The following is a 25,674-nucleotide window of genomic DNA, read 5'->3' as shown; positions in this document are numbered from 1 at the left end:
CGGGTGCGAAGATCACACCTGGCTTCAAATCCGGATCCGCTGTTCTGATTCCCGCTCCACCGAGAGGTAACGCGGGTCACAACCGCTGGTCACGCTCAGGCCGGGTCCGTCCGGCCGTGCCGCCAGTACCCCATGAAGGCGACCGCGCGCCGGTCCATGCCCCGGTCGGCGACGAGGTGCCGGCGCAATGCGCGGATGACGCCGGCCTCCCCCGCCAGCCAGGCGTAGACCGGCACCGGCGAGGTCGGGGTCGGCACCTCCCAGAGCAGAGCCTGGTCGACGTCGACGTCGACGATCGGGCCGGTGGGGTGCACGCCGACGTCGCAGAGCAGGTGGTGTGCCGCGGCGGCGACGGCGGGTAGCAGCCGACTGCCGTGGTCGCCGCCGTCGCGGGGCAGCCAGTCGACCGTGACCCCGGGCGGCGCGACGAGCGGCAGCACGTCGGCCCGGTCCGGCACCTCCAACAGCACCCGGCCCCGGGCGTCGAGGGGCAGCCGCTCCAGGATGGCGCTGATCGCCGGTACGGCGGTCTCGTCACCGGCCAGCAGCAGCTGACCGGCGGCCGGGGGGCGGAACTCGATGCCGCCGTGGTCACCGTGGTAGCCGGCGTCGGGTCCGAGGAGGCCGGCCTCGTCGCCAGGGCGGGCCCGCAACGCCCACCGACCGGCCGGACCGCTGTCGCCGTGCAGCACGAGGTCGATGTCGACCTCGGCCAGATACGGCCGGACCGCCCGGACGGTGTAGGTGCGGATCGGGCAGCGCTCGTCCTCGGGCAGCGCCCGCCAGTGGGAGTACCAGTCGACGCCGCCGGGCAGGTGGACGCCGGGCCGGCCGGGCAGCGGCAGCACCAGCTTGATCCGCTGGTCGTAGCCGTTGTCGGCGAACCGGTCGAGGTCCGGGCCGGTGAAGGTGACCCGCAGGAAGGACGGGCTGAGTCGACGCACCGCGCGTACCTGTACGTCGAACAGCCGCCAGGGGGCCGCGGGCAGGGTCGTGGTGCCGGTGGCGTGGTGGGGCTCCCCCGCCGGGCGAACTCGATCACTAAGCACGTAGGTGAGGCTAACCTAACCAAGAAGATGAATGGCGAGGTGGCCTACCCCGTCCCCGTTCGGGTGAACCGCCGTCGCGGCCACGCCACGTCGCGGCCAGGACCACGCGGGTCTCGACGTGGCGACCCGGTCAGGACCACGGGGCGCACCCGACCCTGCGGCACCGTCGGCGGGCACGACCGGCGGGCACCGTCGGCCCACCCGACCGGCGGGCACCGGCGGCGGGCACGGCCGGCGGGCGGCGGTCAGCGACCCGGCGCGACCCGGTCGAGGAACATCAGTTGGGCGCGCTTGTCCGGCAGGTCGATCTGCGGGCCGGGTACGAAGCCGGCGCGGGCCAGCCGGTCGACGGCACGGGTGTTGCGGGCGTCCGGCTCGGCCACGATCCGCAGCCGGGTCGGATCAGCCAGCACGAACGCGAGGAACGCGTCGAGGAGCACACCGGTGAAGCCGGGCTCCGTACCGCCGTCCGGGGGGCCGATGAGCAGGTGGACACCGAAGTCACCGGGGCGCACCTCGTAGCACCGCCCGACCGGGTCGGCGGCCGGCTCGTAGGTCTGGAACAGGGCCACCGGGCGGCCGTCCCGGTGGACCAGGTACGCGTGATGGGTGCTCAACGAGTCGAGGTACGCGTATATCTCGTGCACCCGCTCGCGGTCGGCGTCCCGCATGCCCCAGAACCGGGACCGCTCCCGGGTGACCCAGTCGTGGATCACCTCGACGTCCCGGTCGGGCCGCACCGGCCGGATGGTCACCTCACCGAAGCCGTCGATCAGACGCGAGGCGGAGGTCGACACCGTCGCCATGGCACTCCTTCCGGGACCGAACCGTCGACTCACGAACCGTCGACCCACGAGCCGTCGACCCACGAACCGCCACCGCCGCTACCGACCGCCGCAGCCGATGGGTAAGGACGACCCAACCACGCATCCGCACAGTAAGCAATCGAACACTCCGAGTACGCCCGAATTCCCGGCCGGACCGCCCTGCCCACGCAGCCCCCGTCGGGCGAGCGCGGAGTGGGTCACCCACCCCGGACCTCGCCCGGGCCGGGCGGATGTGACACGTCAGGCACCGTTCGGCATTGACGAAAGGAATTATTCATGTTAGCGCTCACATGCTGAGAGAAAAAGTGCGTTTCCTCCCCCGGAGCCGACCACCCTCCACTTCGGGAGGGGGGTGACACATTGCCGTTCTTCGTTGGATAATTGCACCGTTGAGCGCCGACATCCGTGCCGCGCCGGCATTTACCGGAGGGACAGTCGTGAAACGTGACCAGTCACCCGTGCTGCCCGGCGACGGTCCTACGGACTACGCCCGCTACATGCGCACCGGTGAACTGCTCGATCTGCAACGCCGCCCGGAGGAGGTGCTGCACCGCGACGAGTTGCTCTTCCAGGTCGTACACCAGTCCACCGAGTTGTGGCTGAAGCTGGCCGGGGCCGAGCTGAGCGCCGCCGTGGCGCGGACCGAGGCCGCCGACCCGGCAGCGGCGGCGGAGCTGCTGGCCCGTGCGACGCTCGCGGTGCGACTGGTCACCGACCAGTTGGCGATGTTCGACCATCTGGCACCGATCGACTTTCAGACGATGCAACCGGCGCTGGGCAACGGATCCGGTGCCGAGTCACCCGGCTGGCGTCAGGTCGCGTCGGTGAGCCGGCAGCTCGGCCGGGCCTTCGCCGGGCAGCTCGCCGACCGGGGCGCGACGCTGCACACCCTGCCGCCGACCGACCCGACACGTCGGCTCGCCGAGGCGATGGCCGGATGGGACGAACAGGTCTCCCGGTGGCGGGCACGTCACTACCAGGTCGCCCTGGCCGTCGGTGGGCACCCCGCCGACGGCAGCCCGTCCAGCCCGGCCACGATGCTCGCCAAGCTCGTCGAGCACCGGTTCTTCCCCGAGCTGCGACCGGCCCGGCCGAACACCGACACGCCGGTGTCGGCCCATTCCCGCTCCGCAGAAGCATGACGACCAGCGCCACTCGAAGAATCGTCGGCGCCTCCCTTGACATACCCCCACCCGAGGTGCGGATCGTGCTTGAGCTGACCAGCTGGTCGTCCGGTACGGCCGATCCCGAGAGATTTCCCTACGATGCGGTTGTCACCGAATTTCAACGCGTCGGCAAACACTTCGTCAAAAAGGAACTGCTGGCCCTGCTGGATCAGGTCCGCGCCCGGGTGGGCACCCGGACGCCCCCCGCCCGCCAGCTGTCCACCTTCCTCGACGTGGCGCTCGACAAGTGGGACGACCGGTACGACTACCGCAGCTACCTGGCCCTGCCCCTGCTCCCCCTGCCCGCCGCCGGGCCCATGGACACCCGCCCGGCCGGGCCGGCCCCGTCGAGCGGCCAGACCGACCAGACCGGGCCGGCGACGCGGGCCGGGCAGAGCCAGCAGGCGGTGCGGGCCGGGCGGGCCGGCGGGCGGCGGGAACGCGACCGGCTGCTGGTCGACCTCGTCGCCGACGCCCTCGCGTTCGAGTTGGCCGTCGCGACCGATGCCACCGATCTGCTCCCCGAGCAGCGGCCGGAGCCGACGGTGGTGGCCAAACGGTACCGACTCGGGGTGCGGGCCGGGATCTCCGCGCTGACCCGGCTCGGCCGTGTCGGGGCGGTCACCGACCCGCACCCGATGACATCGACCCGGGACCCGGTGGCGGCGGCGACGGCGCTGCACCGGCTCGCCGTCGCCGGCCGTGATCCCGCCCGGGAGCGGGTCCTGCGGCTGAGCATGTTGCCGGTCTACGTCTCCCACGACGAATACCTGTTCATCCGGGTCCTACAGGCGTACGAGTGTGTGTTCGCCGGGGTCGCCGAGGAGTTGCGGGACACGATCACCGCGCTGGCCACCGGTCGTCCCCACCGGGCCGCCGCTTCGCTGGCGTACGCCCGGGAACTGATCAGCGACGCCGGTCCGCTCTTCTCGCTGCTGGCCACCATGCAACCGGCGGCGTTCCGGACGTTCCGGGATTACACCGAGGGGGCCAGCGCGATCCAGTCCCGCTCCTACAAACTGATGGAGTCGCTGTGCCGTCCGCCGACGCCGGACCGGTTGGACTCCACCGCGTACCGGTCGGTGCCGGAGGTGCGTGACCTGGTGCGGTCCGGCCAGCCGTCGATCGACCAGGCCTACCGGACGGCGGTCCGCGACGGGCTACTGCGGGGCCCCGACCAGGCGCTGGTACGCCAGCGGATGGCGGCCTTCGCCGAGGCCGTGCTGACCTGGCGACGCACCCATCACCGGCTGGCGACCCGGATGCTCGGCAGCCGTTCCGGCACCGGTTACACCGAGGGCACCCCCTACCTGGCGGCCGTCCGCGCCGATCCGGTCTTCACCACCGTATCCGCAGACCCGGGCACCACCCGGGTCGACCCGATTGGAGGCTGCTCCGAGTGAGCGGACCCGACACCCTCCCGGCAGGCTGCCTGGACACCGCCGCGCACACCACCCTGCGCGCCGAGTTCCCGCTGCTGGAAACCTGCGTCTACCTGGGCAACAACTCCACCGGCGCGTCGCCCCGGGGCGTCGAACGGGTGCTCGCCGACTACTGGGCCACCCTGCGCGACTGGCGCGACGACGTGTGGCAGGGCTGGCACGTCGGCCTCGACCGGTACGCCGACTCGGTCGCCGCGCTGCTCGGCGCACCGCCGGGCAGCGTGGTCACCGACGCCAACCTGAGCACGCTGCTGGTCCGGGTGCTGTCCTGCTTCGACTACCGCCCGCCGCGCGACCGGATCGTCACCACCGACCTGGAGTACCCGACGGTGCCGTTCATCGGCACCGCGTTCGGCCGCTACGGCGCGCGGCTCGACGTGGTCGGCACCGGCGGCCCCCGGTTCGACGAGGACGCCCTCGAAGCCCGCATCGACGAGCGGACGCTGCTGGTCTGCGTACCCCATGCGAGTTTCTCCTCCGGGGCCACCATCGACCTGGCCCGGCTGGTCGCCCGCGCCCACGCCGTCGGCGCCCTGGTGGTGGTGGACGCCTTCCAGACCGTCGGGGCGGTCCCGCTGGACGTGACCGCGCTCGGCGTCGACGTCGTCCTCGGCGGTGCGCACAAGTGGCTGTGCGGGGCCGGCACCGCCTTTCTCTACGTCCGCCCCGACCTGGCCGAGCGGCTGGAACCGGCGGCGACCGGGTGGCAGGCCGGCGACCGGGCGTTGACCTTCCGGGTGTCGACCGGGTGGGCGGCGGGGGCGCAACGCTTCGCCGGCGGCACGCCGTACCCGTTGACCTCGCTGATCTCCCAGGTCGGCCTGGACCTGCTCGCGGGCGTCGGGATCGGGGCGATCCGGGCGCACTCGCTGGCGCTGACCCAGCGGGTCCTGGACCGGGCGGCGGCGGCCGGCATCGCGGTGGTCAGCCCCACCGACCCGCAGCGCCGGGGCGGGGTGGTCTGCCTGGACGTCCCCGACGGCGAGGCGGTCAAGCGGCGGCTGGCCGGACGCAACATGATCTGCACCTGGCGGGGCTGGCTGCGGGTCGGGCCGCACGTCTACAACACCCTCGACGAGGTCGACGCGTTCATGGACGCGCTGGCCGAGGAGCTGGACCGGTGACCGTCACCCTGTCCCCCCGGGCGCTGATGAGCCTGCTCGTCAACGGCCCCAAGGCCGTCGACGTGCTGGAGACCGCGCTGGCCCTCGGCCTGCTCGACGCGCTGGAACCCGGCCCGGTACGCCTCGACGCGCTGGCCGACCGGTTCGGGGTGCGCCCGCTGCGGCTCTACAAGTTCCTCGACTGCCTGGAGAGCCTCGGCTGCGTCACCCGCCACGAACCCGGCGACGACATCGCCGCGGCCAGCTACCGGGCGGTGCCCGGGTTGCGCGACGCCGTGCTGGCGGTGGTCGGCCCGGACGCGATCGAACGGGACCGGGACCGCTACCCGTGGCGTCTGCTGCACGGCCGGCTCGCCGAGAGCCTGCGCGGCGAGGTCGGCATGACCGACGACGACTTCGCCTGGCCACCCAGGACCGACGCGCAGACCGCCGACTTCGAACGCAGCATGGCCGCCGGGCTCGGCCCGGTGATCGAGACGCTGCGCCGGCACGCCGACCGGTTGTGGCCGGACCGGCGACGCCTGCTGGACGTCGGCGGCGGCGACGGCACGCTCGCCGCGCACATCCTCGACACCGCCACCGCCCTGCGGGCCGACGTGTTCAACCTGCCGCCGGTGGCACCGCTGGTGGCGGCCACCCGGGTCGCCCGGGGGCACCCCGACCGGCTGGGCTTCGTCGGCGGCGACTTCCTCGCCGGGCCGCTGCCGACCGGCTACGACGCGATGGCGTTCGTCCGGGTGCTGCACGACTGGCCCAACGACGTCGCCCGCCGCCTGGTGGAGCAGGCGTACGCGGCGCTGGAGCCGGGTGGGCTGCTGCTGATCGCCGAGGAGTTCCGCACCCCGGACCGGCTGGCCGTGCAGTTCTTCTGGAGCTACTTCCTGATCGGGGTGGACAGCTGCGTCAGCCGGCTGCGGGAGGTCGAGTTCTACACCGGGCTGCTCGCCGAGGTCGGCTTCACCCGGGTGGCGGTGCTGCCCGGCGGGTGGGAGCTGGTCACCGCGTACAAGCCGGGGTGAGCGGGCGGGCCGGCGGACCGTGGTGGCCCGCCGGCCGGGCCGGTCAGGGGCGGCGGGCCAGCACCGCGCCGTTCGCGCCGGGGGCCTCGAACGGCACCGTACGCACGTCGACGAAGCCGGCGTCGGTCAGCCAGGCCCGGTACTCCGCACCGGAGTAGTTCTTGCCGCCCTCGGTCTCGACGAGCATGTTCATGCCCATCAGGGCGGCCTCCGGCGGGCCGGTGCGCTCGTCGTTGAGCAGCAGCTCAGAGATGACGACCACCCCGCCGGGCGGCAGCGCGGCGAAACACCGGGCCAGCAGCGCCCGGTTGGTCGGCTCGTCCCAGTCGTGCAGGATCATGCTGAGCAGGATCACGTCGTGCCCGTCCGGCAGGGCCGGGTCGGCGAGGAAGTCCCCGGGGACGGCGCTGATCCGGTCGGTCAGGCCCGCCTCCGCGATCCGCTCCCCGGCCCGCACGCACACGTGCGGCAGGTCCAGGATCGTCGCCCGCAGGTGCGGCAGACGCAGACAGAACTCGATCGGGAACGCCCCCGCGCCGCCGCCGACGTCGAGCAGCCGGCGGTGCGCGCCGAAGTCGTACGCGTCGGCCAGGGCGCGGGCGGTGAACCGGGAGGTGGCGAACATGGCGTCCCAGAACTGGGCCACCAGCTCCTGGTCGGTGGTGTCGAACAGGGAGTCCTGCTGCTGCGGGTCCCAGGTGAGCGGCCGGTTACCGCGCAGCGCCTCGCCCACCCGGTGCCAGGGCAGGTAGGTGCGCAGGTCGGAGTAGCGCACCTGGGCACCGAAGTAGTAGGGCCGCCCCTCGACCAGGAACTGCTCGGCCAGCTCGGAGTTGCGGTAGCCGTCACCGGCCCGCTCCAGCAGCCCCAGCGACGCGCTGGCCGACAGCAGCAGGTCGGCGGGGCGTTCGTCGAGCCCGAACTCGGCGGCGACCTCGGCCACGGTGACGGTCCGGCCGCCGGCCAGCTTGGTGAACAGCCCGAACTCGACCCCGACGGCGAGGGTCTTGAAGCCCCAGACGCCGGCGACGAGATGCATGAGAGGAGTGGGAGTGATCATGGGAACATAAGATCATGGAACGGTGACGCGGTGGCACGCACCCGTCACTATGGAGTAATGATTCGCTTCATCCTGAACCTGTTGTGGCTCATCCTCGGTGGCGGAATCGTGCTGGCGCTCGGCTACTTCGTCGCGGCGGTGGTCTGCTTCGTGCTCATCATCACGATCCCGTTCGGGGTCGCCTCGCTGCGGTTGGCGTCGTACTCGCTGTGGCCGTTCGGCCGGACCCTGGTCGCGAAGCCCGGGGCCGGCGTCCCGTCCGGGCTGGCGAACGTGCTGTGGGTGCTGCTCGCCGGCTGGTGGCTGGCGCTGTCCCACCTGCTCGCCGGGATCGCGCTCTGCGTCACGATCATCGGCATCCCGTTCGGCATCGCCAACTTCAAGCTCGTCCCGGCGGCGTTCTGGCCGCTCGGCCGGGAGGTCGTCGAGGCCCCCTGACCCGCCCGGGGACACCCCGGTCAGGGCAGCGACGACCCGGCCGCGACGACCCGGCGGCCGGGGCCCGAAGGCCGGGGAACGCCCCGGTCAGGGCCGGCGGTCGGCGTGCAGGCGGTCGAGGTGGGCGGCGAGTTCGTCGGTGATCAGGAGATCGGTGCGGATCCGGTCGTGCGGGTAGCCGGCCCGGCCGATCATGTGGGCGGCGACCGGCGCGGTGGCCAACTGGAACGCGCCGACCAGCACCAGCGTGGTGACGTCCACCCCGGTCCGCAGCCGCAGCGCGCAGCCGAGCAGCACCAGCAGCAGGCCGAGCACCTGTGGCTTGGCCGCGGCGTGCATCCGCGACAGCAGGTCGGGGAAACGGACCAGGGCGACCCCGGCGGCGAGACTGAGCAGCGCACCGCCCAGCAGGCAGACCGCGGCCACCACGTCCAGCACCGCGTCGACGCTCACCGGTCGTCCCGGCGGGTGGCGAAGCGGGCGACGCTTACCGACCCGACGAAGCCGAGGATGGCCAGCACCACCAGGATCGGCAGCGCGGTCGCGTCCCGGCTGTAGGCGGCCTCGGTCGCCACGGCGGCCACCACGATCGCCAGCAGCACGTCGGTGGCGACCGCCCGGTCGAGCACCGACGGCCCCCGGACGATCCGGGTGAGGGTGAGCGCACCGGCCACCGCCAGCAGCACGGTGACGATCACGGCGACAGCGGTCATCTCGAACTTCCTTCCAGGGTGGACGGTGTGTGCTCCCGGATCAGCCGCTGCTCCTGCGCCGAACCGATCGCCGCGATCAACCGGGCCTCCAACTCCAGCACGCCGTCGCGGAAGCGTTCGACCTCGGCGCGGTCGCGCACCCCGAGGACGTGGACATAGAGGATGCCGGCGTCCCGGTCTACCTCGACGATGAGGCTGCCGGGCACCAGGGACAGCGCCTCGGCGGTCAGGGTGAGGTTGAGGTCGGAGCGGACCCGCAGCGGCACCGCGATGATCGCGCCCAGCGGGGGGTGCCCGAACCGCAGTGCCAGCACCGCGATCTGGACGCTGGCCACCACCAGGTCCCGCAGGAAGCGCAGGGCGAACCGCAGCAGCGGCACCGGGTGCACCCGTCCGGCGAAGGTCACCGGGGGCAGCGGGAAGACGGTCAGCACCACCAGCCCCACCACCAGCCCACCGAGCACGTTGGCCCAGCTCAGCGTCCCCCACAACAACACCCAGACGGTGACCAGGACGATCATCGCGACGGCCTGGTTGCGGCGGTGGGCCGCCGGAGTCAACGGCAGATCCTCGGGATGCACCGGCGGCGACGGTTCACCGGCACGCTGCGGCGACAGGTCCTCCGGTGGTGGCGAGAGTTCCTCGGACCGCTGCGGCGGCGGATCGTGGCTCACGGGGTACCCCCGGGGTAGACGGCCTCGACGTACGGGGTGCGCCGCAGCAGGTCGTCCGCGGCGTCGGAGCTGAGGTCGAACAGTGGCCCGGCCACCACGGTCAGCCCCAGCCCCAGCACCACCAGGGCGACCGTCGGCGCGATCATCAGGCGGGGCAGCATCGCGCCCGGGTGGGCGTCGCGGTCCGGCCCCCGGTAGGGCTGCTCCACCCCGTCGGTACGCACGGTGTGCACGCTGTCCTGCGGTTCGGGCATCTCCGGGTGCGGGCGACGCCAGAACGCCAGGTTCCACACGCGGGCGATGGCGTAGAGGGTGAGCAGGCTGGTCAGCAGCCCACCGGCGACCAGCACCCAGGCCAGCACGCCACCGTCGTCCACCCCGGCCTGGACCAGGCCGAGCTTGCCGAGGAAACCGGAGAACGGTGGAATCCCGGCCAGGTTCAGCGCGGGCACGAAGAACAGCACGGCGAGCAGCGGCGACAACCGGGCCAGCCCGCCGAGGCGGTCCAGCGCGGTGCTGCCGCCCCGGCGTTCGACCAGCCCGGCGGAGAGGAAGAGGGTGGTCTGGATGGTGATGTGGTGCACCACGTAGAAGATCGCGGCGGCCAACCCGAGCGACGAGCTGAGGCCCACCCCGAACAACATGTACCCGATGTGGCTGATCAGGGTGAACGACAGCAGTCGTTTGATGTCGGACTGGGCGACCGCGCCGAGGATGCCGACCAGCATGGTCAACGCCGCCACCACCAGCAGCAGGTCGGCCGTCCGGCCACCGGGGAACAGCAGCGTCTCGGTGCGGATGATGGCGTACACGCCGACCTTGGTGAGCAGGCCGGCGAAGACGGCGGTGACCGGTGCGGGCGCGGTGGGATAACTGTCGGGCAGCCACGCCGACAGCGGGAAGACCGCCGCCTTGATGCCGAAGGCGAGCAGCAGCATCCCCTGCAGCACCAACCGCAGGTCGTCGGGGAGCGCGTCGAGCCGGTCGACGAGCTGGGCCAGGTTGAGGGTGCCGGTGGCCGAGTAGACCAGCCCGATCGCCACCAGGAAGATCAGCGACGACAGCAGGCTGACCACGACGTACGTGGTGCCGGCCCGGATGCGGGTCTCGGTGCTGCCCAGGGTGAGCAGCACGTAGCTGGCGACCAGCAGGATCTCGAAACCGACGTAGAGGTTGAACAGGTCACCGGAGAGGAACGCGTTGCACACTCCGGCGGTCAGCACCAGGTAGGTGGGGTGGTAGACCGACAGCGGGGTGTCCTCGTGCCCGTCGGCCATGCCCTGCCCGATGGAGTACACCAGCACGCAGAGGGTCACGGCGGCGGACACCACCAGCATCAGCGCGGCGAGCTGGTCGGCGACGAGCACGATGCCCAGCGGCGCGACCCAGCCGCCGACCTCGACGACGAGCGGACCGTCGATCGAGGAGCGGACCAGCAGGGTGGCGGCCACCGCCACGGTCGCGGTGAGCACGGTGAGGCTGACCCACCGTTGCGCACGGGGGCGGCTCGCCAGCAGCAGGGTCAGGGCCGCGCCGAGCAGCGGCATCACCACCGGCAGTGGGACGAGGTAGTTCACGCTTTCCTCCCCCGCTCGCCGGCCGCCACCGACGCCGACGCCGCCGAGGGCCGCCGGCTGTCCGGATCGGTCCGCCCGTCGCCGTCGAGCTGGTCGTCGGAGTCGGGCTGGTCGGCGTCGTCGGTGCCCGGCCCCTCGTCCCGGTCGGCCAGGTCCATGATCCGGCGGTCCTCCACGTCGTCCTGCACCTCGTCGTGGCCGTTGAGGTGCCAGCTGCGGTATGACAGCGCCAGCAGGAACGCGGTCATGCCGAGGGTGATGACGATGGCGGTGAGCACCATCGCCTGGGGCAGCGGGTCGCTCATCTCCGCCCCGTCGGTGGTGCCGACGATCGGCGGGCCACCGGCCCGGCCGCCGGTGAGCAGCAGCAGGTTGGCGCCGTTGCCGAGCAGGATGATGCCCATCAGCACCCGGGTCAGGCTGCGTTCCAGCAGCAGGGTCACCCCGGCGGCGAAGAGCACGCCGACCACCACGATGTAGGTGAGGTTGGGGGTCACACCAGCTCCTTGTCCCGTACGTCGTCGTGGGCGTCCTCCTGCTGGCGGTCCATCTCGGCGCCGAGGCTGCGCAGGATGTCCAGCACCAGGCCGACCACGATCAGGTAGACGCCGACGTCGAAGAAGACCGACGAGACGAAATGGACCTTGCCCAGCAGGGGCAGGTGCAGGTCGAGCACCGCGCTCTGCAGGAACTCCCCACCCAGCGGCATCGCCACCACTCCGGTCCCGACGGCGAGGAAGAGTCCCGCGCCGAGTACCGCGCCGGCGTCGACCGGGGCGGCGGCGTTGAGTTCCCGCCGGCCGCCGGCCAGGTAACGCACGGCCAGGGCCAGTCCGGCGACCAGCCCGGCGGCGAACCCGCCACCGGGGGCGTTGTGGCCGGAGAAGAGCAGGTAGACCGAGAACAGCACGATGGCGTGGAACAGCAGCCGGGTGACCACCTGGAGGATCACCGAGTGCCGGTGCGACTCGAAGCCGGCGGTCAGCCAGCGCGGCCCGCCGGTGGTCGCCGGTCGGGGGCCGGGGACGGCGCTGCGCCGGTCCAGGTCCCGGGAACGGCGGAAGATCAGGCTGGCCACCCCGGTGGCGGCCACCACCAGCACCGCGATCTCGCCCATGGTGTCCCAGGCGCGGATGTCGACCAGGGTCACGTTGACCACGTTCTTGCCGCCGCCGTAGGAGACCGCCTCGTCGGGGAACCGGTCGGAGATCGGGGTGGCCAGCCGGCCGCTCCCCGCGACCCAGGCCATCCCGGACACGACCGCGCCGACGGCGACCCCGAGGGCGATCCGGCCGCGCCGGCTGGCCCGGATCGGCCGGGCCGAGAACTTCACCGGCAGCCGGCGCAGCACCAGCACGAACATGACGATGGTGACGGTCTCCACCAGGAACTGGGTCAGCGCCAGGTCCGGTGCGCCGTGCAGGACGAACATCAGGGCGGTGCCGTAGCCGGCGACGCCGACCAGGATCATCGCGGTGAGCCGGCGCAGCGCGCGGGCGGCCATCACGGCGGCGACGATCACCAGGGCGGCGACGACGGCCTGCAACGGGGTGTCCCAGGCGCGGAACTCACGGGGCCAGGGCCCGCCGGTGAGCAGCGCGCCGCCGGGCAGCACGACCAGCACCACCAGGATGATCCCGAGGTAGAACGGCAGCGAGCCCCGCTGGGTGGCGCCGGTCAGCTCCACCGCGAGCCGGTCCACCCCGGCGACCAGCCGCTCGTAGCCGGCCGCGCCGTCGACAGGGGTCCACCGGGTCGCCCGCAGCCGTCCCCGGTGCAGCAGCAGGAACAGACCGCCGCCGACCGCCACCGCCAGGGCGGACAGCCCGAGCGCCGGGGTCAGGCCGTGCCACAGCGCCAGGTGGTAACCCGGCTCGGCGGAGGCGAACCCGTCGGCGTACGGGGCGAGCAGCCCGTCGAGGGCCGGGGCGGCGACGCCGACGGCCAGCCCGGCCACGGCGAGCAGCGCCGGAGCGGCGAGGAACGACCGGCCCGCCGGGTGCGGCTCGGTCGGCGCGACCCCGGGCTTGCCGGCGAACGCGCCCCACAGGAACCGCAGCGTGTACGCCACGGTCAGCGCCGACCCGGCCACCACCCCGGCCAGCACCAGCAGGTCGGCCGTACCCCCGTGCTGGAACGCCTCGAAGGCGGCCTCCTTGGCGACGAAGCCGGCCATCGGCGGCAGCCCGGCCATCGAGGCGGCGGCCAGCACGGCGACCCCGGCCAGCACCGGCGCGCGCCGGCCGAGGCCACTGAGTTCGCGCAGGTCACGGGTACCGGTGGTGTGGTCGACGATCCCGACGACGAGGAACAGGGTGGCCTTGAACAGGGCGTGGGCCAACACCATCGCCGCGCCGGCCAGTGCGGCGTCGCGGGTGCCGGCACCCAGGACCACCATCAGCAGCCCGAGCTGGCTGACCGTGCCGTAGGCGAGGAGGAGTTTCAGGTCGGTCTGGCGCAGCGCCACCCAGGCGCCGAGGAAGAGGGTGGCCAGACCGGTGACGAGCAGCACCACCCGCCAGGCGGTGACGTCGGCGACGGCCGGGCCGAGCAGCGCGACCAGGAACACCCCGGCCTTGACCATCGCGGCGGCGTGCAGGTAGGCGCTGACCGGGGTGGGGGCGGCCATCGCCCCCGGCAGCCAGAAGCTGAACGGGACGATCGCCGACTTGCTGAGCGCACCGAGCAGGATCAGCATCAGCGCGGTGACCAGGTAGCCGCCGCCGGGCAGGTCGGTGGCGACGACCGACCAGCGGTAGCTGCCGGCGTGCTGGCCGAGCATCACGAACCCGGCCAGCATCGCGAGCCCGCCCAGGGTGGTGACCAGCAACGCCTGCATGGCGGCCCGCCGGCTGGCCCGCTTGGCCGGGTCGTAGCCGATCAGCAGGTACGAGAAGACGGTGGTGAGTTCCCAGAAGACGTAGAGCAGCAGCAGGTCGTCGGAGACCACCAGGCCGAGCATGGAACCGGCGAAGGCGACGAAGACCGAGGCGAATCGGCCCAGCCCGGGGTCGTCGGAGCGGAAGTACCTGGCGCTGTACGCCAGCACCAGCGCGCCGACCCCGCCGACGAGCACCACCATCAGCCAGGACAGGGTGCCCATCCGTAGGGCGAGTTCCAGGCCGATCCGGGGCACCCACGGCCAGGTCTCCACCACCGGCTCGCCGGCCCGGACCCCACCGGTGCGGCTCAGCGCCCAGACCAGCGTGGCGGCCGGGGCGAGCGCGACGGCGTAGAGCGCCCGGCGGCCGAAGCGGCGTACCAGCCCCGGGGCGACCACGGCTGCCAGTGCGTGGACCGCCACCAGGACCAGCACATACCCTCCTCAAAGATCAGTGTCGGCGGCCACCGACCCGATCGGGGCGGTGCGGAACCGGCGGCGCGGGGACGGGCGTCCCCGGGTCGCACGGCCACCGCGGTGGTGGCGTCACCAGTGGTTGGTCGGTCGGTGGTGGTACCCGGTCAGTGACCGGCGAACACGTCCACGGCGGCCGTGGTGGCCGCCTCCGCGCCCGCGACGACGACCTCGTCGCCGGCGAGCAGGACGTAGTCGTCGCCGGGGGTCGGGACGACCCGGCCGGCGCGGACCACCGCGAGCAGCGACAGCGGCAGGTCGGACGACGCGGTGTCCCGCCAACGCTTTCCGTCGCCGGCACCGCCCACGGCGACGGGTATTCGCACGACGGTGACGCCGGGGAGCTGGCGTTCCAGCTCGGCGAGGTGGTCGACGGTGACCGCCTGGTTGAGCACACCGGCGACGGCCTGCGCCTCGGACTGGTCGAGCACCAGCGTGCCGACCGCGGTGTCGGTGTCGTCGGGGTGGTAGATCACGATGTCGCGCCGCCCGCCGGGGTGGGAGATGACGCTGGCCCACTGGCCGTGTGCGGTGGCGAAGCGCTGGCAGAGTCCGACCCCGTGAATGACCGTACGTTCGAACCGCACACCGACCTCCTTCGCCCAACATCGAAGGGGCGTCCGGCCGGTAACGGCCGCGCGCCCCTTCATCCCTATCATGATCGGGACGCGACCGCCCACCTCCACCGTCCCGCCATTCGGGAAACCTGGACGTCGGAGGGGTGCCGACGGACCCTCGGCACCGCTCGGGGCGACGGTCACGGGTCCACCGACCGGCACCGGCCAGTCAGCGGCCGACGGGCCGTGCGACATGTCGGCGGCGAATGCCGACGGTCCGGGTGACATGTCGGCGGCGGATACCGACGCCCGTCGTCAACGTGCGTCGGAGCGTTCGGCCGACCGGTGCCGGCTCGCCGGGTCGTCCCGGTCGATACGCAGCTCACGTTCCAGCTCGGCGATCACCGCCCGCAGGTCGTCCAGGCGCTGGGTCAGGGCGATCCGGTCCACCTCGTCGGGCACCCCGTCGCCGTCGGCGTCGTAGCCGGGCGCCAGCCGCTCGGTCATCTCCAGCCGGCGAGCCTCCTCCATCGAGTTCACGATGACCGCGATCAGGATGTTCAGCAACAGGTTGACCGTGATGAGCACATAGCTGACGTAGTAGACGAGGGTCCACGGGGACAGCGCCATCCCCTGCTCCACCAGATCCGGCAGGGTCTCCAGGGACAGCAGCACGAACAGGGTCAGCAGCGACCGGCCGATGTCGCCGTACTGCTCCGGGTAGGCCCGGCCGAAGATCAGCCAGCCGGCCATGCCGTAGACGTAGAGGGTCACCATGGCCAGCGCGAGGAACCCGCCGACACCGGGCAGGCTGCGCCACAGCGCGGCCACGATGGTGCGCAGCCCCGGCGAGAAACGCACCAGGCGCAGCACCCGGGCCACCCGCACGACCCGCAGCAGCGCCGAGTCGCCGTGCAGCCCGGGTAGGAAGATCGCCGCGATCACCACCAGGTCGAAGACGTTCCACCCGTGCCGCAGGAAGTCCTGCGGCCGACGCCCGTACGCCAGCACCCGGATGGCGATCTCGGCGACGAAGGCGACCCGGAAGCTCAGCTCCAGCCAGTGCAGCGCGGGTCGGGCCGCACCGAGATCCGGATAGGTCTCCACCCCGAGGACCGCCGCGTTGGCCATGATGAGCACCACGATCGCCGCCTCGAACGGACGAGACCGGGCGATGCGGGCACACCACCTGGGCAGGCCGGACAGGTGGGCCGGACCGGGATCGGGGGCACCCCGTGGGGTGGGAACCGGCGACAGGGGTGTGGCCACGGGCGGCACCGGTCACCCGGTCCCGCAGCGGGGCGGAAACGCGGCAGCCATGCCGACACCCTAACGGCCATCCCCGACGGTCACCGAAAGTCACCGACCGGCCACCGGCCCACTTTCGGGCACAGCTTCTCGCCGCGACATTGAACGACCGGGGCCCGGACTTCGTACATCCCGGTGAAGGGAGCTGCTCATGAAGCGCATGACCCCGTTGCTCACCCTGCTGACCGGGACGGGCATGGCCGCCGTCCTGTTCGCGATGAGCGCCCAGGCGGCACCGCGTACGGTCGACGCCGGGCCGGCCGCGAACGCGGCGGCCTCGCCCGAGGCCGCCGTCGAGTCGCCCGCCGCACCAGCGGAGCCGGCACCGGACGCCACCCCGGCGGAGCCGTCGGAGCAGCGGGGCCAGCCCGCCCCGCCGCAGACGCCACCGCCGAGCACACCACCGGCGGCCAAGGCCGACTCCAACTGGACCGGGCGGATCGACGGCGGCGCCACCATCGCGATCACCGTCACCGACGGTAAGGCGGTGGCGTACGTCTGCGACGGCAAGAAACTGGAGGTGTGGCTCAAGGGCACCGCCGCCGACGGCCGGATGAGGTTGACCGGCAAGAAGGGCGAGGTGCTCACCGGCTCCTTCGGCGACGGCGTCGCCTCCGGCGAGATGGTGGTGGGCCAGCGCCGGTGGAAGTTCACCGCCAAGCAGACCAGCAAGCCCGACCCGGTGCTCTACCGGGCCACCTCGCAGCAGCGCCGTTCCGGTGTCGACGGCGGCTGGATCATGCTGCCCGACGGCAGCCAGATCGGGGTGGTGACCCGCGACGGCACTGCGGTGTCGGCCCCGCCGCTGGACCCCGCGTTCGGCACCACCATCCTGGACGGCCGGACCGTCACCGCGGCCCCGGTGGCGGCCGACCCGGGCGGCGGTGAGTGATGACCGCCCGCCGCAGGTTCGAGACCGACGTGGGACGCGACGTCGACGACGGGCTGTCCGTCCGGGTCCTGTCCGACCCCCCGTCCGTCGGGATCCCGCCCGACCCGACCGGTACGCCGTCCACCGCCTCCGGCGGACCACCCGCCTCGGTGGTCGTACCGCTGCTGGTCGGGGCGGCGGTCACGGTGGCCATCGGGGCGTACGCCAAGGTGCACCAGCCCACCGGGATCGCGGTGAACGTGGCCGGCTTCTCCAGCCCCCAGGCGGTCAAGGTCTGGTTGGGCACCGGGGCGGCCTTCTTCGCCGTGGTGCAGCTGGTCACCGCGCTGTCGATGTGGGGCCGGCTCGGTAGCTTCTCGCCCTCCTGGGCGGGTGGGCTGCACCGGTGGAGCGGCCGGGTGGCGTTCCTGCTGACCGTGCCGGTGGCGGTGCACTGCCTCTACGCGTTGGGCTTCGCCGACTACGACCTGCGGACCCTGCTGCACTCGCTGCTCGGCTGCCTCTTCTTCGGCATCTTCACCATGAAGATGCTGGCCCTGCCCAAACGGGGGTTGGCCGGTTGGGTGCTGCCGGTCGTCGGTGGGCTGCTCTTCACCGTCCTGATGGGAATCTGGGTGACCTCGTCGCTGTGGTACTTCACCACCTTCGGGGTGGGCACGTGACGCGGGGCCGGTAGCCGATACGCGGGCCGGGTGGCTGACGCGGGCCGGTAGCCGATACGCGGGGCGGGCACGTGCCGCGGCGGCGGCCCGTGGACAGGGTGGGCGTGTGACACACGAGAGGAACGACGGGCAGATGTGCGACGAACGTGGGGCGGGCTGTGCGTCCCGGCGGGCCGTGCTGGCCGGTGCCGGTGGGGTGGGTGTGACCGCCCTGCTCACCGGCTGCCAGACGTACGGTGAGTCGACGGCACCGGCCGCCGCTCCGGCGGCCAGCGGTTCCGCCGGGGCTCCTGCGGGTGGCAACCCGGCCGGCGCCTCACCGGGCGCGGCCGGGCCGTCCGCGGGGGCGAGCGGTTCCCCCGCCGGAGGTGGCGAGCAGCCGCCCGCCCCGGCGGCGCTGGCCGCGGTGGCGGACATCCCGGTCGGCGGCGGCAAGATCTTCAAGGCCGAGGGGGTGGTGGTGACCCAACCCGCCGCCGGCACCATCAAGGCGTTCTCGGCGACCTGCACCCACCAGGGCTGCACGGTCACCTCCGTCAAGGACGGCACCATCGTCTGCGGCTGCCACAACAGCGTCTTCGGCATCGCCGACGGCGCGGTGCGCAGCGGCCCGGCCGGTAGCCCGCTGCCGCCCAGGGCGGTGACCGTCGACGGTGACGACATCCGGCTGGCCTAGACGGCGGAGTCCAGCCACGCCATCCGCCGGTCCAGCCAGTCCCGCAGGTAGTCGAGCTGCCCCTGCCACGTGTCGGCGGTCGGGGTGACGATGGGGCCGATCTTCTCGGTGGTCAGGTTCGGCCACCGCTGGAAGTTGCGGTCGGCGGCGTTGGCCAGCGGCGCGGTGAGAGCGGCGAGGCGCGCGTCGAGCCCGGCGGCGGAGAGCGGACCCTGGCGGAGAGCGGCCCAGCGGGCCCGGACCAGCGCCATGAAACCGGGGTCCGTGACCAGCCGGTTGATCCAGTTGTTGGGCTTCGGCCAGCGGGGCTGCGCGTACTGCCAACCGGTGGTCTCCAGGTTGTCCCCGCCGCCGATGCCGTAGGTGAGGTCGAGGTCCCACAGCGGCCCGGCGGTGATCTTGCCGCCGCGGTCCTTGTGGAAGTACGAGCTGCGGGCGTACGCGTCGAAGTTGCGGGTCAGCTCGTTGACGATGAACGAGTCGACGAACGATCCCACGTCGATCCAGGCGGGGTAGCCCGTGGTCGGATCGGCGAAGTCGCGGGACTGCATCAGGTCGTTGAACTGTTGGAGGTGCCCGGTGAGCCAGGCCTGCTGTTCCGGTTGCAGGGGCGAGGGGTCGACCACCTCCAGGTAGTGCCAGCAGGTCGCGGGCCGTCCCTGGCACTCCAGGGTCGGCTCCTCGGCCGTCAGCCACTCGAACTTGAAGATGTACCCGCCGGAGATGGCCGGCAGGGTGACGTCGTCGGGGTCGAGGTCCTTCAGGTCGAGCCGGTTCTTCGAGTTCTTGATGGTCTCGACGATCAGGTAGACGCCCTGGTAGTCCTCGGCGTTCACCGGCCGGTCCGCCACGTTGTGGTAGAACTCCACGAAGGCGTACCGGGGTGCCTGGAATCCGATCTCGCGGGCCAGGTCGAAGGTGAACGCCTCCCGGATCAACGCCTTGTCGGTGTAGGGCCCCCGCAGCACCCAGTCGGATTCGGCCGGCATGCCGAGCACCGGTTGGTCGACGTCGTCGTCCTCGTTGTCCCGGAACTCGACCCGGTAGGGCGCCTTGTCGAACAGGGAACTCGACGTGCCGCGCAGGTGGTAACCGATCCGGGTGGCGAGGGTGGGTGGCGTCGAGAGCGACGCGTGTCCCCCGGTCGGCGCGAAGAGCAGCGCTGCCGCATCGACGAACTCCCGTCCCGGCGCACCCTGGCCGTACCCGTCGATCAGCAGGATCGGCAGGTCGAGGCTGACGTCCACGGCCCGCTCGACGTAGAGGGCGGTGCCCGGGTCACCGGTCGCCACCCCGTCGACGAACGCACCGGCCCGTAGCTGGGTGGTGGCGGAGATGGCCACCGGGGTGCCGTCGTACCGTGGGGAGTCCGCGCGGGGCAGCGCCCCGTCCGTCGTGTAGCGGATCTCGGCATCGGTCACCGTCGTCCGCAACGAGACCGCGAGTGCGTCCCGGAAAGTGCCGCTCGGCGCGGAGAAGACGATGTCGCCGGTCAGTTCGTCGGCCGGGTCCGCCGCCGGGGCGGCGGTGGCCGACGCGCCGGCCGGCCGGTCCGGGGCCGGCGACGGGCCGCCGACCACACCGAGCGAGATCGCGGTCACGACGCCCAGGACCCGGGCCGGCAGATTCCGCACAGTCACTCCCCTGCGTCACGGGCGGTTGAAGCACCTCCATGCCATCTACGCACGCCAATGTTACAGGTTCGATCACTTTCGGTCATCGATCCAACACGTTCAGACAGCGAGCGCCTGGCGGACCGACCGTTCGGCGTCCCGGCCGCCGTCGCCGGTGGCGGTGACCCGGCCGGACTCCAGCACGTAGTGCCGGGTCGCCACCCGTAGCGCGAAGCCGAGGTGCTGCTCCACCAGCAGCACCCGGATGCCGGCCCCGGTGGCCAGCTCGACGATCCGGTCCTGGATCTCGGCGACCACCGAGGGTTGGATGCCCTCGGTGGGTTCGTCGAGCAGCAGCAGCCGGGGCCGGGTGACCAGCGCACGGGCGATGGCCAACTGCTGCCGCTGGCCGCCGGAGAGCAGGCCGGCCCGCCGCCGCAGCAGGGGACGCAGCGCCGGGAACAGGTCCAGTGCCTCGGCGGTGGCGGCGGCCCCGTCGCGCCGGCCGTCGGCCACCAGCCGCAGGTTCTCCGCCGCCGTCAGGTGCGGGAAGCACTGCTGGCCCTGCGGGACGTACGCCAGGCCCCGGGCGACCCGCTGGTGCGGGGCGAGCCGGGTGACGTCCTCCCCGTCGAGGGTGACCGTGCCGGCGCGGGGGCGCAGCAGCCCGACGGCGACCCGCAGCAGGGTGCTCTTGCCCGCGCCGTTGTGGCCGAGCACGGCGGCCACCCCGTCGGCGGGGACGGCCACGTCCACCCCGTGCAGCACCTCACTGCGGCCGTAGCCGGCGTGTACGCCACGCAAATCCAACATCACGCCTCCGGTGCGGTGTCGACGCCGAGGTAGACCTCCTGCACCCGGGGGTCCGCCTGGACCTGGGCGACGGTGCCCTCGCTGAGCACCTTCCCGGCGTGCAGCACGGTCACGCTGCGGGCGAAGCGCCGCAGGAAGTCCATGTCGTGTTCGATGACCACCACGGTGCGGTCCCGGCTGACCGTCTCCAGCAGGGCGCCGGTGGCGTCGCGTTCCTCGTGGCTCATCCCGGCGACGGGTTCGTCGAGCAGCAGCAGCCGGGCGTCGGAGACCAACAGCATGCCGATCTCCAACCACTGCTTCTGCCCGTGCGCCAACGCGCCGGCCAGCTGGTCACCCCGATCGGTCAGCCCGATCGTCTCCAGCGCGGCGGCCACCTCGTCGGGGATCCGGTTGCGTCGTCGGGCCAACGTCCACCAGTTCCGGGTGGCACCGGCGGCGATGTCGAGGTTCTGCACCACGGTCAGTTCCTCGAAGACCGAGGCGGTCTGGAAGGTGCGGCCGATGCCGAGCCGGGCGATGCGGTGCACGTCGCGGCCGAGCAGTTCCCGGTCGCCGAAGCGGGCCGAGCCGGTGGCCCGGACCAGCCCGGTCACGGCGTCGACCACTGTGGTCTTGCCCGCACCGTTCGGGCCGATCAGGAAGCGGATGTCGCCGGGCGGCACGTCGAGGTCGACCCCGTCGACGGCGGTGAAGCCGTCGAAGGTGACCCGCAGGCCGCGTACGCACAGGCCGTCGAGTTGCGGGCCGGTCATGCCGCCGACACCTCCGTCCGGTTCTCGGCCCGGTCCACCGGCCGGGTCCGCCGCCACCACCGCGCGCCGGCCGGGTCCGACCGGCGCTGCCGGGCCAGCACCCACAGCGACGCCAGGCCGCCCGGCAGGAACGCCACCACCAGCACGAACAGCAGGCCCTGCAGGTACGTCCAGGTGCCCGGGAACCGTTCCGACAGGGCGGTACGTGCCCAGGCCACCGCCACCGCGCCGAGCACCGGACCGAGCAGGGTGGCCCGGCCGCCGACCGCGACACCGATGACGAACTCGATGGACGGGACGATCCCGATCAGGGCGGGTGAGATGATCCCGACCGCCGGGACGAACAGCGCCCCGGCCAGCCCGGCCATCCCGGCGGCGATCACGTAGCCGACGAGCTTGACGCCGGCCGGGTCGTAGCCGAGGAAACGGACCCGTTCCTCACCGTCGCGGACGGCCACCAGCAACTCGCCGTAGCGGCTGCGGATGAGCTGGCGGGCCAGGGCCAGCAGCGCGAGCAGGCTGGCGGCGATGATGAAGTAGACCATCCGCTGGTTGACCGGGTCGTCCAGGTCGTACCCGAAGAAGCCCTGGATGTCGGTGAGGCCGTTGGTGCCGCCGGTGGTGCCCTGCTGGCCGACCAGCAGGATCACCATCGCGGCGGCGAGGGCCTGGCTGAGGATGGCGAAGTAGGCGCCGCGGACCCGGCGGCGGAACACCAGCGAGCCGAGGCCGAACGCGACAGCCATCGGCAGCAGCACGGTGGCCGGCAGGGCGATCCACGGGCTGGCGAACGGCCGCCACCACAACGGCAACTCGTCGAGTTGGCCGTAGAGCTGCATGAAGTCGGGCAGTTCGCCGGGGCCGGCGTCGGCGAGCTTGAGATGCATCGCCATCGCGTAGCCGCCGAGGCCGAAGAACACCCCCTGGCCGAGGGTGAGCATGCCGCCCCGGCCCCAGGCGATGCCGATGCCGACCGCGACCATCGCCACGCACAGGTACTTGGCCAGCAGCGACAGCCGGAAGTCCGACAGGGTCAGCGGGGCGACGGCGAACAGCAGCGCCGCACCGAGGGCGAACCCGGCGGCGGTGCGGGCCGGGCCGTCGAACCGGCGGCCCCGCCGGCCGCCGGCCGGGGTGCCGGCCGCGCTGGCGGGATCGGTGCCGACCAGCGGCGCGGCGGTCATGCGAGGCTCCTGGTACGCAGGGTGAACAGCCCCTGGGGCCGCCACTGGAGGAACGCCACGATCGCCACGAAGACGATCACCTTGGCGACGCTGAGTGTGGTGAGGTACTCGCCGGTGGCCTGGAGCACGCCCAGCGCGAAGGCGACGATCACGCTGCCCTTGAGCTGGCCGATGCCGCCGACCACGACGACCAGGAAGGCATCGATGATCAGGTTGGTGCCCATCGTGGGGCCGATCGGCCCGAGCAGGGTCAGCGCGACCCCGGCGACGCCGGCCAGCCCGGAGCCGATGAAGAAGGTCGTCCGGTCGACCCGGGCGGTGGGGATGCCGGAGACGGCGGCGAGGTCCCGGTTCTGCACCACGGCGCGGATGCGCCGCCCGAGCGGGGTGAGCCGCAGTGCCAGGGTCAGCGCCACAACGGCGGCCACCGCGAGGGCCAGGATGAACAGCCGGTTGTTGGCGACGGTGAGGCCGCCGGGCAGGGACACGTTTCCGGTGAGCAGCGCCGGGGCGCGGGTCTGCACGTTGGGGCTGCCGAAGACGTCGCGGGCGAGTTGCTGGAGCATCAGCGAGACGCCCCAGGTGACCAGCAGGGTGTCCAGCGGGCGGGCGTAGAGGCGGCGGATCAGCAGCACCTCCAGCAGCACGCCCATGGTGCCGGCCACCGCGAAGGCGACCGGCAGCGCCACCAGCAGCGACCAGCCGGCGGCGGTCACGGTCTGCTGCAGGACGTAGGTGGTGTAGGCGCCGGCCATGATGAACTCACCGTGCGCCATGTTGATCACGTTCATCTGGCCGAAGGTCAGCGCCAGGCCGAGGGCGATGAGCAGCAGCACCGCGCCGATGCTGATGCCGGTGAAGAGCTGACCGAAGAGGACTGTCACGTTCGCGCTCCGAAGTGGTGGGTCGGCCCGGGCGGGGGTGCCTCCCGCCCGGGCCGGGATCGGTCAGCTCAGGCCGCTCGCCCAGGGGTAGCTCTTCAGGTACGGGTCGGGCGTGATCGGCTTGCCCGAGTTCCACACCTCGGCGATCAGCCCGTCGGCGCCGACCTTGCCGATCCGGGCGGTCTTGGCGATGTGCTGGGTGGGGCCGTCCACGGTGACCAGGCCCTCCGGGGCGTCGTAGGTGATGCCACCGGAGGCGGCCCGGACCTTCTCCACCTCGAACGTGCCGGCCTTGTCGACCATCGCCTTCCACAGGTACACCGCGACGTAGGCGGCTTCCATCGGGTCGCTGGTCGGCTTGTCCGCGCCGTACTTGGCCTTGTACGCGGCGACGAACTTCTGGTTGGCCGCGCCGGGGGTGGTCTGGTAGTAGTTCCAGGCGGTCAGCTGGTCCTTGAGGTACTGGGTGCCGATCCCCTTGACTTCCTCCTCGGCGATCGACACCGACACCACGGGCATGCTCGCGGCGGTCAGCCCGGCGGAGGTGTACTCCTTGAAGAACGCGACGTTGCTGTCACCGTTGAGGGTGTTGAACACCGCGTCGGCCTTGGCGGAGCGGACCTTGTTGACGATGGTGCCGAACTCGGTGGAACCGAGCGGGGCGTAGTCCTCGCCGAGCACGGTCATCCCGTTCGCCGCCGCGTACGCCTTGATGATCTTGTTGGCGGTACGCGGGAAGACGTAGTCGCTGCCGACCAGGTAGACCGACTTCTTGCCCTGCGCCTTGAGGTAGTCCAGGCCGGGCACGATCTGCTGGTTGGTGGTGGCCCCGGTGTAGAAGATGTACGGCGACTGCTCCAGCCCCTCGTACTGCACCGGGTAGAACAGCAGCGCCTTGTTCTTCTCGAAGACCGGCTTGACCGCCTTGCGACTGGCCGACGTCCAGCAGCCGAACACGGCGGCGACCCGGTCCTGGGAGATCAGCTTCTCGGCCTTCTCGGCGAAGGTGGGCCAGTCGGAGGCACCGTCCTCACCGACCGGGACGATCTTCTTGCCCAGCACGCCACCGGCGGCGTTGATCTCCTCGACGGCCAGCATGATGGAGTCCCGCACGGTGACCTCGCTGATGGCCATCGTGCCGGAGAGCGAGTTGAGCAGCCCGACCTTGACGGAGTCGCCGGAGACGTCGGCACTGACACCGGCGGTCGACTTCTCGTCGGAGGTCTTGCTGCCACAACCGGTGAGTGCGGCGGCGGCGATCAGGGTCATGGCGCCCGCCAGGATGCGGCGGCCCCGGAACTGTGACATTCATTCTCCCTGCGCGGAGCGAATTTCGCCGGACGATTTTCCGTGCCGACCAGCACTGGTCGGCAGACATTGGTCCAACTCGGCAATCGGTGCGGTAGCGGTGGTCGTCGGCGGTGCCGCCGGGTGACGGGTGGGACGTCACCGTGGCGGTCCGCAGTGGACTTCGGGCAGCAAGAGCCTCTGCCCAATTGATTGCCGCCACGTTTCCCAGCCCTTAATTGGCTGTTTCACCAATCGATCTCGGCGCATAAGAAAAGGCCACCGCCGCAAACCGACGATGACCTCAATAGAATCCGCGAAATAGCATCCGCCACCACCGGCACAGGCACCCGACCAAAAACCCGGCCGCACGCCCCACAATGGCAGGAATGGCGATTACTTCACGCAGGAAGCATCCTAGAGCCCCCACCCACCCCCCTGTCAACCACCACCCCCACGCCCCACCCCACGCCCTCCCCCCTCCCCCACGCCGCCCCGCCCCGCATCTCCCCGGTGATCAAGAGGTTTGCGTCACCAAACGGCCGACGGATGACGCAAACCTCTTGATCACCGGGGTGTGGGGGTGGGTGTGGGCGGGT

The 25,674-nt window shown here is 72.1% G+C and carries 25 protein-coding genes; 8 read left to right on the top strand and 17 right to left on the bottom strand.

Going from position 1 to position 25,674, the window contains the following annotated elements:
* Nucleotides 1-95 precede the first annotated feature (95 nt).
* On the bottom strand, nt 96-989 hold the full coding sequence (locus AB0K25_RS22640) for a siderophore-interacting protein (protein ID WP_255598096.1): 894 nt from the start codon (nt 987-989) through the stop codon (nt 96-98).
* 305 nt (nt 990-1,294) lie between these two features.
* Nucleotides 1,295-1,855, bottom strand: a complete 561-nt coding sequence (locus tag AB0K25_RS22635; RefSeq protein WP_219461695.1) for a GNAT family N-acetyltransferase — start codon at nt 1,853-1,855, stop codon at nt 1,295-1,297.
* A gap of 458 nt (nt 1,856-2,313) precedes the next feature.
* On the opposite strand from AB0K25_RS22635, the gene AB0K25_RS22630 reads away from it, so the two are divergent.
* The 4 genes from AB0K25_RS22630 to AB0K25_RS22615 are packed head-to-tail and all read left to right on the top strand — an operon-like array spanning nt 2,314 to nt 6,627.
* Nucleotides 2,314-3,018, top strand: coding sequence for a tryptophan 2,3-dioxygenase family protein (locus AB0K25_RS22630; protein WP_219461693.1), 705 nt, complete (start codon nt 2,314-2,316; stop codon nt 3,016-3,018).
* A gap of 56 nt (nt 3,019-3,074) precedes the next feature.
* Nucleotides 3,075-4,445: a tryptophan 2,3-dioxygenase family protein gene (locus tag AB0K25_RS22625; RefSeq protein ID WP_363822485.1), complete on the top strand. Its 1,371-nt coding sequence runs from the start codon at nt 3,075-3,077 to the stop codon at nt 4,443-4,445.
* A complete protein-coding gene (locus AB0K25_RS22620) occupies nt 4,442-5,608 on the top strand; it encodes an aminotransferase class V-fold PLP-dependent enzyme (protein WP_308290722.1) in 1,167 nt (388 codons plus the stop codon). The genes AB0K25_RS22625 and AB0K25_RS22620 overlap by 4 nt, the downstream gene beginning before the upstream one ends.
* Nucleotides 5,605-6,627 (top strand): methyltransferase, encoded by a 1,023-nt coding sequence (locus AB0K25_RS22615; protein WP_363822482.1) that lies wholly within the window; start codon nt 5,605-5,607, stop codon nt 6,625-6,627. Before AB0K25_RS22620 ends, AB0K25_RS22615 begins: the two co-directional genes overlap by 4 nt.
* 43 nt (nt 6,628-6,670) lie before the next feature.
* Here AB0K25_RS22615 and AB0K25_RS22610 read toward each other — a convergent pair whose 3' ends face one another.
* On the bottom strand, nt 6,671-7,687 hold the full coding sequence (locus AB0K25_RS22610; RefSeq protein WP_357533608.1) for a methyltransferase: 1,017 nt from the start codon (nt 7,685-7,687) through the stop codon (nt 6,671-6,673).
* Between the two features lie 57 nt (nt 7,688-7,744).
* Between AB0K25_RS22610 and AB0K25_RS22605 the strand changes: the two genes are divergently transcribed.
* Nucleotides 7,745-8,125: a YccF domain-containing protein gene (locus tag AB0K25_RS22605; RefSeq protein WP_219461681.1), complete on the top strand. Its 381-nt coding sequence runs from the start codon at nt 7,745-7,747 to the stop codon at nt 8,123-8,125.
* Between the two features lie 87 nt (nt 8,126-8,212).
* On the opposite strand, the gene mnhG is transcribed toward AB0K25_RS22605, so the two are convergent.
* From mnhG to AB0K25_RS22565, 8 genes are all read right to left on the bottom strand, one after another.
* A complete protein-coding gene (gene mnhG, locus AB0K25_RS22600; RefSeq protein WP_208566100.1) occupies nt 8,213-8,578 on the bottom strand; it encodes a monovalent cation/H(+) antiporter subunit G in 366 nt (121 codons plus the stop codon).
* On the bottom strand, nt 8,575-8,838 hold the full coding sequence (locus tag AB0K25_RS22595; RefSeq protein WP_088645903.1) for a monovalent cation/H+ antiporter complex subunit F: 264 nt from the start codon (nt 8,836-8,838) through the stop codon (nt 8,575-8,577). Before AB0K25_RS22595 ends, mnhG begins: the two co-directional genes overlap by 4 nt.
* Nucleotides 8,835-9,512 carry a Na+/H+ antiporter subunit E gene (locus AB0K25_RS22590; protein WP_308290721.1) on the bottom strand — a complete coding sequence of 226 codons (678 nt, stop codon included), beginning with the start codon at nt 9,510-9,512 and terminating at the stop codon, nt 8,835-8,837. The genes AB0K25_RS22595 and AB0K25_RS22590 overlap by 4 nt, the downstream gene beginning before the upstream one ends.
* Nucleotides 9,509-11,089 (bottom strand): Na+/H+ antiporter subunit D, encoded by a 1,581-nt coding sequence (locus AB0K25_RS22585; protein WP_219461678.1) that lies wholly within the window; start codon nt 11,087-11,089, stop codon nt 9,509-9,511. Before AB0K25_RS22585 ends, AB0K25_RS22590 begins: the two co-directional genes overlap by 4 nt.
* Entirely contained in the window at nt 11,086-11,586 is a 501-nt protein-coding gene (locus AB0K25_RS22580) for a Na(+)/H(+) antiporter subunit C (protein WP_363822476.1), read from the bottom strand. The genes AB0K25_RS22585 and AB0K25_RS22580 overlap by 4 nt, the downstream gene beginning before the upstream one ends.
* Entirely contained in the window at nt 11,583-14,405 is a 2,823-nt protein-coding gene (locus AB0K25_RS22575; protein WP_363822473.1) for a Na+/H+ antiporter subunit A, read from the bottom strand. The genes AB0K25_RS22580 and AB0K25_RS22575 overlap by 4 nt, the downstream gene beginning before the upstream one ends.
* 146 nt (nt 14,406-14,551) lie before the next feature.
* Nucleotides 14,552-15,031: a potassium transporter TrkA gene (locus tag AB0K25_RS22570; protein WP_219461666.1), complete on the bottom strand. Its 480-nt coding sequence runs from the start codon at nt 15,029-15,031 to the stop codon at nt 14,552-14,554.
* Nucleotides 15,032-15,316: 285 nt separating this feature from the next.
* A complete protein-coding gene (locus tag AB0K25_RS22565; protein WP_308290719.1) occupies nt 15,317-16,270 on the bottom strand; it encodes an ion transporter in 954 nt (317 codons plus the stop codon).
* A 190-nt stretch (nt 16,271-16,460) separates the two neighbouring features.
* On the opposite strand from AB0K25_RS22565, the gene AB0K25_RS22560 reads away from it, so the two are divergent.
* From AB0K25_RS22560 to AB0K25_RS22550, 3 genes are all read left to right on the top strand, one after another.
* Nucleotides 16,461-17,201, top strand: coding sequence for a hypothetical protein (locus tag AB0K25_RS22560; RefSeq protein ID WP_219461662.1), 741 nt, complete (start codon nt 16,461-16,463; stop codon nt 17,199-17,201).
* Nucleotides 17,201-17,863: a DUF6529 family protein gene (locus tag AB0K25_RS22555; RefSeq protein ID WP_219461659.1), complete on the top strand. Its 663-nt coding sequence runs from the start codon at nt 17,201-17,203 to the stop codon at nt 17,861-17,863. The genes AB0K25_RS22560 and AB0K25_RS22555 overlap by 1 nt, the downstream gene beginning before the upstream one ends.
* Before the next feature lie 106 nt (nt 17,864-17,969).
* Complete coding sequence (locus AB0K25_RS22550) at nt 17,970-18,539, top strand: Rieske (2Fe-2S) protein (RefSeq protein ID WP_308290718.1); 570 nt, start codon at nt 17,970-17,972, stop codon at nt 18,537-18,539.
* Here the strand turns inward: AB0K25_RS22550 and AB0K25_RS22545 are convergent.
* From AB0K25_RS22545 to urtA, 6 genes are all read right to left on the bottom strand, one after another.
* Nucleotides 18,536-20,173, bottom strand: a complete 1,638-nt coding sequence (locus AB0K25_RS22545) for a CotH kinase family protein (RefSeq protein WP_357533619.1) — start codon at nt 20,171-20,173, stop codon at nt 18,536-18,538. The genes AB0K25_RS22550 and AB0K25_RS22545 overlap by 4 nt on opposite strands.
* Nucleotides 20,174-20,272: 99 nt before the next feature.
* Nucleotides 20,273-20,965 carry an urea ABC transporter ATP-binding subunit UrtE gene (gene urtE / locus AB0K25_RS22540; RefSeq protein WP_208566106.1) on the bottom strand — a complete coding sequence of 231 codons (693 nt, stop codon included), beginning with the start codon at nt 20,963-20,965 and terminating at the stop codon, nt 20,273-20,275.
* A complete protein-coding gene (gene urtD, locus AB0K25_RS22535; RefSeq protein ID WP_357533621.1) occupies nt 20,965-21,720 on the bottom strand; it encodes an urea ABC transporter ATP-binding protein UrtD in 756 nt (251 codons plus the stop codon). The genes urtE and urtD overlap by 1 nt, the downstream gene beginning before the upstream one ends.
* Nucleotides 21,717-22,904 (bottom strand): urea ABC transporter permease subunit UrtC, encoded by a 1,188-nt coding sequence (gene urtC / locus AB0K25_RS22530; RefSeq protein WP_219461649.1) that lies wholly within the window; start codon nt 22,902-22,904, stop codon nt 21,717-21,719. Before urtC ends, urtD begins: the two co-directional genes overlap by 4 nt.
* Nucleotides 22,901-23,788: an urea ABC transporter permease subunit UrtB gene (gene urtB, locus AB0K25_RS22525; protein WP_363822466.1), complete on the bottom strand. Its 888-nt coding sequence runs from the start codon at nt 23,786-23,788 to the stop codon at nt 22,901-22,903. Before urtB ends, urtC begins: the two co-directional genes overlap by 4 nt.
* 63 nt (nt 23,789-23,851) lie before the next feature.
* Entirely contained in the window at nt 23,852-25,096 is a 1,245-nt protein-coding gene (gene urtA / locus AB0K25_RS22520) for an urea ABC transporter substrate-binding protein (protein ID WP_208566110.1), read from the bottom strand.
* Nucleotides 25,097-25,674: the final 578 nt, after the last annotated feature.

Origin of the sequence: Micromonospora sp. NPDC049257 (assembly GCF_040678915.1) — a bacterium.
Classification (GTDB): Bacteria; Actinomycetota; Actinomycetes; order Mycobacteriales; family Micromonosporaceae; genus Micromonospora; species Micromonospora antibiotica.
The sequence above is the reverse complement of the archived record's forward strand: the minus strand, read 5'-3'. Positions and strand labels throughout refer to the sequence as shown.